At 68.5% G+C, this 10213-nt stretch carries 10 protein-coding genes and 1 riboswitch; of the genes, 2 read left to right on the forward strand and 8 right to left on the reverse strand.

Features of this window, described 5'->3' with window-relative positions; genetic code table 11:
• Nucleotides 1-164: 164 nt before the first annotated feature.
• On the reverse strand, nt 165-728 hold the full coding sequence (locus ASD05_RS17365; protein WP_056595010.1) for a TMEM165/GDT1 family protein: 564 nt from the start codon (nt 726-728) through the stop codon (nt 165-167).
• Between the two features lie 17 nt (nt 729-745).
• Nucleotides 746-922: riboswitch (yybP-ykoY riboswitch) on the reverse strand.
• 261 nt (nt 923-1183) lie between these two features.
• Here ASD05_RS17365 and ASD05_RS17370 point away from each other — a divergent pair.
• The gene (locus ASD05_RS17370; protein ID WP_056595012.1) at nt 1184-1726 is read left to right on the forward strand and encodes an RNA recognition motif domain-containing protein; all 543 of its coding nucleotides are present in this window, start codon (nt 1184-1186) and stop codon (nt 1724-1726) included.
• An 83-nt stretch (nt 1727-1809) separates the two neighbouring features.
• Here the strand turns inward: ASD05_RS17370 and ASD05_RS17375 are convergent, their stop codons facing one another.
• The 4 genes from ASD05_RS17375 to ASD05_RS17390 are packed head-to-tail and all read right to left on the reverse strand — an operon-like array spanning nt 1810 to nt 4795.
• Nucleotides 1810-2592, reverse strand: coding sequence for an SDR family oxidoreductase (locus tag ASD05_RS17375; RefSeq protein ID WP_056595014.1), 783 nt, complete (start codon nt 2590-2592; stop codon nt 1810-1812).
• Nucleotides 2593-3249, reverse strand: a complete 657-nt coding sequence (gene lptC, locus ASD05_RS17380) for an LPS export ABC transporter periplasmic protein LptC (RefSeq protein WP_056595016.1) — start codon at nt 3247-3249, stop codon at nt 2593-2595. It lies immediately after the preceding gene.
• The gene (locus ASD05_RS17385) at nt 3246-3794 is read right to left on the reverse strand and encodes a KdsC family phosphatase (protein WP_056595018.1); all 549 of its coding nucleotides are present in this window, start codon (nt 3792-3794) and stop codon (nt 3246-3248) included. The genes lptC and ASD05_RS17385 overlap by 4 nt, the downstream gene beginning before the upstream one ends.
• Nucleotides 3794-4795 carry a KpsF/GutQ family sugar-phosphate isomerase gene (locus tag ASD05_RS17390; RefSeq protein ID WP_056595020.1) on the reverse strand — a complete coding sequence of 334 codons (1002 nt, stop codon included), beginning with the start codon at nt 4793-4795 and terminating at the stop codon, nt 3794-3796. Before ASD05_RS17390 ends, ASD05_RS17385 begins: the two co-directional genes overlap by 1 nt.
• Nucleotides 4796-5022: 227 nt before the next feature.
• Here ASD05_RS17390 and ASD05_RS17395 point away from each other — a divergent pair, with 227 nt between their 5' ends.
• Nucleotides 5023-7008, forward strand: coding sequence for a monovalent cation:proton antiporter family protein (locus ASD05_RS17395; protein ID WP_056595022.1), 1986 nt, complete (start codon nt 5023-5025; stop codon nt 7006-7008).
• 60 nt (nt 7009-7068) lie between these two features.
• Here ASD05_RS17395 and ASD05_RS17400 read toward each other — a convergent pair whose 3' ends face one another.
• The 3 genes from ASD05_RS17400 to mnmE all read right to left on the reverse strand — a co-directional run bounded on the left by ASD05_RS17400 (nt 7069) and on the right by mnmE (nt 10080).
• Nucleotides 7069-8028: a zinc ribbon domain-containing protein gene (locus ASD05_RS17400; RefSeq protein ID WP_056595024.1), complete on the reverse strand. Its 960-nt coding sequence runs from the start codon at nt 8026-8028 to the stop codon at nt 7069-7071.
• Between the two features lie 93 nt (nt 8029-8121).
• Nucleotides 8122-8583 (reverse strand): Crp/Fnr family transcriptional regulator, encoded by a 462-nt coding sequence (locus ASD05_RS17405; protein WP_056595025.1) that lies wholly within the window; start codon nt 8581-8583, stop codon nt 8122-8124.
• 90 nt (nt 8584-8673) lie between these two features.
• Nucleotides 8674-10080, reverse strand: a complete 1407-nt coding sequence (mnmE, locus tag ASD05_RS17410; RefSeq protein ID WP_056595027.1) for a tRNA uridine-5-carboxymethylaminomethyl(34) synthesis GTPase MnmE — start codon at nt 10078-10080, stop codon at nt 8674-8676.
• Between the last annotated feature and the right edge of the window lie 133 nt (nt 10081-10213).

Raw genomic sequence — 10213 nt, forward strand, 5'->3', positions numbered from 1 at the left:
CTGGATTTATAAAGCGCCCGCAAGCTGAAGCAAATCGGCGCAGGGCAAGTATATCCCCCAGGCTGCGCGCACTGCGTGTCGCTTCGCCAACCCCCTTCGGGGGCAACACCTGCGGCCCGGCGGAGCCGGTTCCGCGGTGTTTCTCGAAGGGGCTCGGCCTCTTCTTACCAACCGATGATCATGATCACGCCCAGCACCAGGAAGATCGCGGCGGAGATGCCGTGCACGAGCTTGATCGGCACGCGCCGCACGATCTTCTCGCCGAGCCATACGACCGGCGCGTTGGCCAGCATCATGCCCAGCGTGGTGCCCGCCACCACCCAGAAATAGTCGTGCGTGAAGCGGGCGGCGAGCATGACAGTGGCGATCTGAGTCTTGTCGCCCATCTCGGCGAGGAAGAACGCGATCACGGTGGTGCCGAAGACCCCGAACTTCGACGCGCCCGGGGCGTCATCGTCGTCGAGCTTGTCTGGAATCAGCATCCACGCGGCCATCGCGATGAAGGAGCCGCCCAGGATCCAGCGCAGCACATCGGGCCCAAGCCAGCGCGTGATGTAGTTGCCGACCGCGCCGGCCAGCGCGTGGTTGATGAGGGTGGCGGCGAAGATGCCGAGGACGATCGGCCAGGGTTTCCTGAAGCGGGCTGCGAGCAGGAGGGCCAGGAGTTGGGTCTTGTCGCCCATTTCGGCGAGCGCAACCACGCCGGTTGCAACCAGAAAAGCTTCCATGATGAAGAGGGGTTCCTTGGGCCGAAGGACGCAATTGACCGTGCAACACCTTCGGCCATATTCCCGAAGTTGCACGGTCAAAGGTCTCGCCAGGTGTGTTCACTGCACGCGCCATGTCCTGTGGGGCAGGACAAGTCTGTTGACGCGGGCCCCTCTCGCAAATCGGAAGGCGGCTACTCCCCAATGACGGGCGGATTCTACATGTAGCACCAAGGACCTCGCCTCACCCCGCAAGTAGGCGCCAGCTTTCAGGAGTTTTGACAGGTGCTACCTCAAGACGCAAATTCCTGCTTGCATTTCGGCTATTTCACCCATAATGCACGAGCCTCCCTCTTCATTTTGGTCGGGGGGCAAGTTCGGTGATCGGTCAGTTTCGCGCGGCTCGACGGCTCTCGTTTGAGTGATGCTTTCCGGGACTCCATCGCTTTTCTTGATGTGTTTATAGGAGTCCCTTGATGGGCAACAAACTGTACGTCGGCAACCTGCCTTACTCGGTGCGCGACGGAGATCTCGAACAGGCCTTCGGGCAGTTCGGCGCAGTGACCAGCGCCAAGGTCATGATGGAACGCGACACGGGCCGCTCGAAGGGCTTCGGCTTCGTCGAGATGGGCAGTGACGCGGAAGCACAAGCCGCCATCAACGGCATGAACGGCCAGCCCCTGGGCGGTCGCAGCGTCGTCGTCAATGAAGCACGTCCGATGGAAGCACGTCCCCCGCGCAGCGGTGGTGGCGGCGGTTACGGCGGCGGCGGTGGTGGTTATGGCGGCGGTGGTGGCGGTGGCTACGGCGGCGGTGGTGGCGGCTACGGTGGTGGCGGCGGTGGCCGCTCCGGCGGTGGCGGCGGCTACGGCGGCGGTGGTGGTGGTCGCAGTGGCGGCGGCGGTGGTGGCGATGGCGGTTTCCGCAGCCCCTACGGCGCCGGCCCCCGTGGCGGTGGCGGCGGTGGCCGTTCCGGCGGTGGTGGCGGTGGCTACGGCGGCGGCAACAGCGGCTACTGAGCCCTGCACTGCAAGGCACGCACAGACAAAAGGCTCCCTCGGGAGCCTTTTTCAATGGCCGATCGCTCGGCGCGTGCGGTTCGTCAGGCTTCGCCGCTTCGCTTCTTGCGTGCGCGCCCCTGCACCGCCCGGTCGAGCACGGCGTTGGGCAGCATGCGCATGATCTTGGCCACCACGCCCATCTGCCACGGGATCACGCGATAGCTCGTGCCGGCCTCGATGGCGCGCAGCGCCTGGGCGGCGAAATCCTCGGCCTTCATGAGGAAGGGCATGCCGTAGCGGTTGCCCTGCGTGAGCGGCGTATCGATGTAGCCCGGACACAGGGTGACGACCTTGACGCCGCTGCTGTGCAGCTCGCCGCGCAGGCTCTCGCAGTACGCCACCACGCCGGCCTTGCTGGCGCAGTACGCGCCGTGCCCCGGCAACCCGCGGACGGACGCCACGCTGCCGATGCCCACCAGCCGCCCGCTGCCGCGCTGCACCATCGCGCGCACGAATGGATGGAAGGTGGCGGCCAGGCCGACGTTGTTGGTGGCGAAGGTCTGCGCCAGCACGTCGAGGTCGGAACGCTCGGCCGTGTCGATGCCGACACTGATGCCTGCATTGGCGATCACCACGTCGGGCAGCCCCTGCTGCGCGATGCAGGCATTGCCGGCAGCGACGATGCTGTCGGTCTGCGCCACGTCGGCACTGTAGATCCGGTAGCGGTCTGCGCTCAGCTGGCGCGCCGCAGCCCACGATTCGATCTCGCCCGTGCGCCGGGCGACCAGCGCCAGGCGGTAGCCCGCATCGTAGAAGCTCGCAGCCAGCGCCTGGCCGATGCCGCTCGAGGCGCCGGTAATGAAGACAAGCGGGGATGAAGTCATTCAGCGCTTCCGTGAAGGAGCGGCCGGGGCCGCCGACGGAATCAGCACACCGCGCACCCGGCCGTTCAGATTCGCCACGCCGCTCAGGTTGTCGTAGTCGAGCGTGTCGCCGGTGAACTGGTCGGTGCCGCGGATCAGCGTGACCGGCTTGTTCGACGTGACGCGTTCAGTGTCGACGTAGGCGTGCAGGAAGTCGCCACGGAACTCGAGGCGCGGCGCGGGCTTGCCATTGGGGCCCACGGAGGCATCACGGATGACGATCGCGTTGCCGAACAGCTGGATCTCGCTGCCGTCGGAGTTCGACACGCCCCGGTCGGCCGTTGCGCGCGTCACGAGCCCTTCGGGCGACACCGTTCGCATGCGCACCTTGTCGACCTCCATGGTGTCCGAGTCCGGGTAGTGCCGGCCTTCAGTGCCGTGCAGTTCGCTGCGCAGGTCGCCGTTGGGCAGGAAGTTCTTGATGACGAAATCGCGCATGAAGTAGTCGGGCTCGTGCGTGGGCGCGGCCTTGGCCGTGGGCTCCAGCAGCTTGGGCGCGTTGCGCACCAGCCAGTAGGTGCCGAGCGCGACGGCGGCCGTCAGGATGATCGGCAGGTAGATCGTGGCGCGGTCGAGGACGTCGCGCACCGCGCTCCATGCGCGTTTCACGTTGCTCATGGATTCGGGCCCCGGGCAGCGTCGAGCATCGCGCGGTACTGGCCACAGGCCGTGAGCAGCAGGTCGCAGAACTCGCGCGCCGCGCCTTCGCCGCCGCGCGCCCGGGTGACGTAGCGCGCAATGCCGCGCACTTCCACATGGGCGTTGGCCGGCGCCGCCGCGAAGCCGACGCGCGCCAGCACCGGCAGGTCGGGCCAGTCGTCGCCGATGGCCGCGGCCTGCGCCCAGCCGAAGCCGAGCTGGTCGAGCATGGCCTGGGCGGCGGGCAGCTTGTCTTCGGTGCCGTAGCGCACGTGCTCGATGCCCAGCGCCTCGAGCCGCACGCGCAGCGGCTTGGAGTCGCGCCCCGTGATCACGGCGGGCACGATGCCCGCCTTGCGCAGCAGCTTCAGGCCGTAGCCGTCGAGGATGCTGAAGCGCTTGAGCGTCTCGCCGTGTTCGGTGAAGTACACGCCGCCGTCGGTCAGCACGCCGTCGACGTCGAAGAAGACGATGCGCACGTCCTGCGCGGCGAGCAATGTCTCGGCCTGGAACTCGAGCGGCATCAGATGACCTTCGCGCGCATCAGGTCGTTGGTGTTGATCGCACCGACGATCACCCCCGCGCCGTCGATCACGAACAGGCGGGTGATGCCGCATTGCTCCATCAGCTCGGCGGCCTCCACCGCCAGCGCATCGACGCGGATGGTGCGCGGGTCTCGGTGCATGACGTCGACCGCCTTGGGCGTGCGCAGGTCCGCGCCCGCCTCGATCAGGCGGCGCAGGTCGCCGTCGGTGAAGATGCCCGAGGCGCGGCCGTCGGGCTCGACCACCGCGGCGGCGCCAAAGCCCTTGATGCTCATTGCGCGCATCAGCTCGCTGATGGTGGCCGAGGGCGGCACGCGCGGCACCTCGTCGCCCGAGCGCATCACGTCGCTCACGTGGGTGAGCAGCTTGCGTCCCAGCGCACCGCCCGGGTGCGAGCGCGCGAAATCTTCCGAGCCGAAGCCGCGCGCGTCGAGCAGCGCCACGGCCAGCGCGTCGCCCATCGCCATCTGGGCGGTGGTGCTCGCGGTGGGGGCGAGGTTGAGCGGGCAGGCTTCCTTGGACACGCCCGCGTCGATCACGATATCGGCATGGCGCGCGAGGGTGGATTCAGGGCGGCCGGTCATGGCGATCAGGGGCACGCCCTGGCGCTTGACGACCGGCAGGATGACGGTGAGCTCGTCGACCTCGCCGCTGTTGGAAATGGCGAGCACCAGGTCGACCGCCTTGATCATGCCGAGGTCGCCGTGGCTGGCCTCGGCCGGGTGCACGAACATCGCGGGCGTGCCGGTGGAGGCGAGGGTGGCGGCGATCTTGCGGCCGACGTGGCCGCTCTTGCCCATGCCCATCACGACCACGCGGCCGCGCACTTCGAGGATCTTGCGCACGGCCTCGACGAAGCTCGGGCCGACGCGGGTCTTCAGACCGGTGACGGCTTCGGCTTCGATGTCGAAGGTGAGACGTGCCCGAGCGAGGATGGCTTCGGGGTCGACCACGGGGGTCGGGACGGGACGGGAGCTCATTGCCGGATTTTACGGGCCGGAGGGTTGCCCCCACGCTCGGCACTGCGTGTCCTCGCTGCCCCCCAAGGGGGCGCTCGCGCCTTGGGGCGGCCCGGCGGCGCTCGTTGCCCCCACGCTCGGCACTGCGTGTCCTCGCTCCCCCCGAGGGGCGCTCGATGTCCCCACGCCCGGCGCTCGGTGTCCTCCCCGACGCGCTGCGCATGGGTCTTGCTCTAGCATCGCCGCCTATGTCTTCGTTCGATCTCACGCTGTTGTATCTCCTCGCCGCGGTGATCGGCGTGGTGGCGTGCCGCTCCCTCAAGCTGCCGCCGATGCTGGGCTATCTCTCGGCCGGCGTGCTGATCGGGCCGCATGCCTTCGCGCTGGCGCAGAACACCGAAGGTATCCAGCACCTGGGCGAATTCGGCGTGGTGTTCCTCATGTTCGTGATCGGGCTGGAGTTCAGCCTGCCCAAGCTGCGCGCGATGCGAAAGCACGTGTTCGGGCTCGGCCTGCTGCAGGTGCTGCTGACGATGGCCATCGCCACGGCCGGCGCGCTGCTGATTGCCCACTGGCTGCCGCCGTCGTGGCGGCTCGGCTGGCAGACCGCGCTGGCGCTGTCGGGCGCACTCACCATGAGCAGCACGGCCATCGTGGTCAAGCTGATGGCCGAGCGGCTCGAACTCGAGAGCGAACACGGCAAGCGCGTGATGGGCGTGCTGCTGTTCCAGGACCTGGCCGTGGTGCCGCTGCTGGTGCTGATCCCCGCACTGGGCGCGCCGCCCGAGGCGCTGGCCAAGGCGCTGGGCTTCGCGCTGCTGAAGGCGAGCTTCCTGATCGGCGTGCTGCTGTACGGCGGCCCGCGCATCATGCGCTGGTGGCTCACGCTGGTGGCGCGGCGGCGCAGCGAGGAGCTCTTCATCCTGAACGTGCTGCTGATCACGCTCGGCCTGGCCTGGCTCACCGAACTGGCCGGCCTGAGCCTGGCGCTGGGCGCCTTCATCGCGGGCATGCTGGTGTCGGAGACCGAATACAAGCACCAGGTCGAGACCGACATCCGTCCCTTCCACGACGTGCTGCTGGGGCTGTTCTTCATCACCGTGGGCATGTCGCTCGACTGGCATATCGTGGTCGAGCGCTGGCTGCTGGTGGCCGTGCTGCTGCTGGTGCCGCTGGCGTTCAAGCTGGGGCTGGTGACGGTGCTGGCGCGGGTGCTGGGCGCCACCTCGGGCGTATCGCTGCGCACCGGCCTCTACCTGGCGCAGGCGGGCGAGTTCGGCTTCGTGCTGCTGACGCTGGCGCAGGAGCGCAGCCTGCTGCCGCCGTGGCTGGCCAACCCGGTGCTGGCGTCGATGGTGCTGTCGATGCTCACGACGCCGTTCATCATCATGTACAGCAACGCCATCGTGCGAAAGCTCGTGGCCAGCGACTGGCTGCAGCAGTCGCTGCAGATGACGACCATCGCGCGCAAGACCATCAACACCGCGCAGCACGTGATCATCTGCGGCTACGGGCGCTGCGGCCAGAACCTGGCGCGCATTCTCGAGCGCGAGGGCATCCCGTACATGGCGCTCGACCTCGACCCCGACCGCGTGCGGCAGGCCGCCGCCGCCGGCGACTCGGTGGTGTTCGGCGATGCGGCGCGGTTGCAGGCCTTGATGGCGGCCGGCTTGGCGCGTGCGAGTGCCGTGGTCGTCACCTACCTCGACGTGCCCGGCGCGATGAAGGTGCTGGCCAACACGCGCGCCCATGCACCGCACGTGCCGGTGATCGTGCGCACGCAGGACGATCACGACCTGGAAAAACTGCAGGCGGCCGGCGCGACGGAAGTGGTGCCCGAGGCCATCGAAGGTTCGCTCATGCTCGCGAGCCATGCGCTGGCGCTGGTCGGCGTGCCGATGCGCCGCGTGATCCGCGTGGTGCAGGACCAGCGCGACGCCCGCTACAACCTGCTGCGCGGCTACTTCCACGGCGCCGACGACGACAACGCCGACGAACTCGATCACGAGCGCCTCAACAGCTTCACGCTCAACGCGGGCGCGCGCGCGGTGGGCCAGCCGCTGGAACGGCTGGCGTTGCCCACGCTGGGTGTGCGCGTGGCCAGCTTGCGCCGGCACGACGGCCAGCCGCGCGCGCTGGCCGACGGCACGGTGCTGTCGGAAGGCGACACGCTGGTGCTGTCCGGCAAGCCGGCCGCGCTGGCGATCGCCATCGACCGCCTGCAAAAAGGCTAGTTTCCTGTTCGGGAACACCGCGGAACCCGCTTTGCAGGGGGGCCCCCGGTAGAGGCGAGCTCAGTTGATCAGCGTCGGGTTGCGCTTTTCTTCTTCGATGCGCTGCTGGCGGCGCACCGCTTCGCACTGCGCATGGGCCTTGAATTCGGGTTTCAAGCACTGGGCCGCCATGCATTGCGCCTTGGCGATGAAGTTGCGGTCGCCGCACATGGCCTGGGGCTCGGCCGCAGCAACAGGTGCCGGCGCCGGGGCGGGGGCGGCGACTGCGGCAGCGGGTTCGGGCGTGTTCGACGGCGGCGCGGCAGTGGTCGCCTGCTTGTTGCGTGGCTTGGCAGCGAGCTTGAGCGCCGCGGCGGCAGCCGGTGCGGTTTCCGCGGCAGGCGGCGTCACGGCCGGCTCGGCGGGCTGGGGTTCGGGCGCCGCCGGCGATGGTTCGGCGGGCGGCGACGACGACGGCGCCACGGGCACTGGAGTTTCGGTGGCTGGGGCGGTGGCCTCCTCAGCGGCCGCAGGCGCCTTTCGCGTCTCGTTGCCGGACCAACCGGCGACGATCATCGCCACCGCGACCGCCAGCAGACCGAGCCACAACAGGATCACGCGCTTGCGCAGCGGCCGTTCGGCCGGCACGGATTGCCGGACTTTGACCCGGCTCCTCCTTTTCGTTCCGGGCTTCGGGGCCCAGGTCGACTCCAGGCCCGGCGGCGAAGCGGGCGGCGCGGGTATCCGCGGCAGTTCGTCGTCGTGCACCATGAGCACGGTCTGCTCATGCTCGTCGCTCTGCCGCGCGGCCGACCTGCCGAAAAAAGATGCGCGCGCGGGCAGCGCCTCGTCCGGATCGAACAGCGGCGCCGGAATGGTCGGCGCGCGCAACTGGGCGGGCGCGGTGGCGGCCCATTCGCGTTCGGGGCTCGGCGGCGGGGGAATCCGGTCTCCTGCGGCAGGCAGCTTGACGCCGCAGCTCCTGCAGAAATTCGCGCCGCCGCGGTTTTCCGTGCTGCAGACCGGACAGATCGAGGCCATGGATTGCTTACTGACTACTCTCGGGGGTCAAAACGAAAAGCTGGCTGGCCTGCCCGCATGTGGCAGATCGATCCGCCGGCGGACAGCGCAGCCTCAGGTCACGGCGACGCGCTTGGAGCGGTGCGCCATGCGCTTGGCGATCACGGCGCCGAGCGCCATCGCGATCTCCAGCGCCATGTTGGGCTGGCGGTTCGACATTTCCGCAAAGCGGATCGCCGTGAGCCGCCACACACGGCCTGCGCCGGTGACCACCACGTTGGCCGAATGCGGCTGGCGCGAGAAGAACGAGCCTTCGCCGACCACCGAGCCGGACGTGAGCACGGCCAGCCGCATCTGCTCCTTGCTGCTGACGCGGTGCACGCTGATGGCACCGCTCTCGATGAAGAAAACCGAGCGGTCCGGCGTGCCCTGTTCGATCAGCACGTCGCCAACGCCGGTATCGATGGGCTGCAGATAACCCGCCAGTGTTTCCCACTGCTGGACGTTGAATGTCAACGCAAACGCGTCGGTGTTGATGTTCTCCGCGATGGCGCGGCTCAGGTTCTGGATGGACATGTTTTCTTCGGCCCCCGCATGTGAGCCGAAGTATCAGCGATGCTCAGGAGATTCGGCTACAACTGTTTACGTTTTTCAAACCGGCTGTCGCTATTTACCAATGCAGAAGCGCGAAAAGATGACGCCCAGCAGGTCGTCCGCGCCGAACTCGCCGGTGATCTCGTTCAGGGCGTTCTGTGCCAGCCGCAGTTCTTCGGCCAGCAGGTCGAGCAACTGGGCCTGCGCCGCCAGATGGCTGGCCGCCAGCGCCAGGTGCGTTTCGACCCGGGCCAGCGCCTGCACGTGGCGCGCCCGTGCGAGGTACACGCCCTCGGGCACGGCCTGCCAGCCGGCCATGGCCAACAGCTGTTCACGCAGGGCCTCGATGCCCAGGCCGGTCTTGGCTGACAGGGCGATGCCATGCTCGGCATGGGCGTCAGGCGCGGCGTCCTGCTTGTTCCAGACGTCGAGCACCGGCACGCTCGCAGGCAGCTTCTGGCGCAGGCCGGCCAGGATGTCGGCATCGGCGGCGGCGTAGTCGGCCAGATGGGCGCGCGTCAGGTCGTGCAGGAACAGCACGGCGTCGGCGCTTTCGATCTGGCCCCAGGCGCGCGCCACGCCGATCTGCTCGACCTCGTCGCTGCTCTCGCGCAGGCCGGCGGTGTCGGCCACGTGCAGCGGCACGCCGTGGATCTGGATGGTCTGCGAGACCACGTCGCGCGTGGTGCCCGCCACCGCGCTCACGATGGCCAGTTCGGCGCCGGCCAGCGCATTGAGCAGCGAGCTCTTGCCCGCGTTGGGCTGGCCTGCGATCACGACCTTGATGCCTTCGCGCAGCAGCGCACCCTGTTTCGCGCGCTGCTGCACGGCCGCGAGCTGCGACTGCAGCTTTGCCAGTTGCCCGGTGGCATCGGCCTTCTGGAGGAAATCGATCTCTTCTTCCGGAAAGTCGAGCGTCGCTTCGACCAGCATGCGCAGGTGGATCAACGCGTCGCGCAGCGTGTGGATCTCGCGCGAGAACGCGCCCGACAGCGAGCGCCCGGCACTGCGCGCAGCCGCCTCGGTGCTGGCGTCGATCAGGTCGGCGATGGCCTCGGCCTGCGCCAGGTCGATCTTGCCGTTGAGAAAGGCCCGCTGGCTGAACTCGCCGGGCTCGGCCACGCGCAGCCCGGGCAGGCGAGCGCGGCCGGTGACGGGATCAGGCTCGGCCGCGGCTTCGAGGCATCGCGCCAGCAGCAACTGCAGCACGACCGCGCCGCCGTGGGCCTGCAGTTCGAGCACGTCCTCGCCGGTGAAGGAATTCGGCGAGGGAAAGTGAATAGCCAGGCCATGGTCGACCGGCTCGCCGTCGGCATCGCGAAACGGCAGGTAGGTGGCTTCGCGCGGCTTGAGTGCCCGGCCGCAGATCGCGTCGATCAGCGGCGCCAGCCTGGCGCCCGACACCCGCACGATGCCGACCGCGCCGCGGCCCGAGGCAGTGGCGATGGCGGCGATAGGGTCGGTGGTGCGGGCGAGCATGGTACGGATTCTTTCAGCAAAAAGGGCCGCTTTCCAGGCTGTGTAAATAGTCTGCCGACGACTTGATCGAGATGCCCCGCGAGAGCGGGGCATTTTTCATTGGGGCGAGCAAATGCCCCAAGGGCCTCAGCCC

This window comes from Variovorax sp. Root434 (genome assembly GCF_001426595.1).
Classification (GTDB): domain Bacteria; phylum Pseudomonadota; class Gammaproteobacteria; order Burkholderiales; family Burkholderiaceae_C; genus Variovorax.

Bases quoted from the DNA above. Each gene is read 5' to 3' on its own strand.
- ASD05_RS17400 (WP_056595024.1), bottom strand. From the start codon at position 8,028: ATGGCCTCGATCTGTCCGGTCTGCAGCACGGAAAACCGCGGCGGCGCG.
- ASD05_RS17385 (WP_056595018.1), bottom strand. From the start codon at position 3,794: ATGCCGCTCGAGTTCCAGGCCGAGACATTGCTCGCCGCGCAGGACGTG.
- ASD05_RS17370 (WP_056595012.1), top strand. From the start codon at position 1,184: ATGGGCAACAAACTGTACGTCGGCAACCTGCCTTACTCGGTGCGCGAC.
- ASD05_RS17390 (WP_056595020.1), bottom strand. From the start codon at position 4,795: ATGAGCTCCCGTCCCGTCCCGACCCCCGTGGTCGACCCCGAAGCCATC.
- ASD05_RS17395 (WP_056595022.1), top strand. From the start codon at position 5,023: ATGTCTTCGTTCGATCTCACGCTGTTGTATCTCCTCGCCGCGGTGATC.
- ASD05_RS17365 (WP_056595010.1), bottom strand. From the start codon at position 728: ATGGAAGCTTTTCTGGTTGCAACCGGCGTGGTTGCGCTCGCCGAAATG.
- ASD05_RS17375 (WP_056595014.1), bottom strand. From the start codon at position 2,592: ATGACTTCATCCCCGCTTGTCTTCATTACCGGCGCCTCGAGCGGCATC.
- mnmE (WP_056595027.1), bottom strand. From the start codon at position 10,080: ATGCTCGCCCGCACCACCGACCCTATCGCCGCCATCGCCACTGCCTCG.
- ASD05_RS17405 (WP_056595025.1), bottom strand. From the start codon at position 8,583: ATGTCCATCCAGAACCTGAGCCGCGCCATCGCGGAGAACATCAACACC.
- lptC (WP_056595016.1), bottom strand. From the start codon at position 3,249: ATGAGCAACGTGAAACGCGCATGGAGCGCGGTGCGCGACGTCCTCGAC.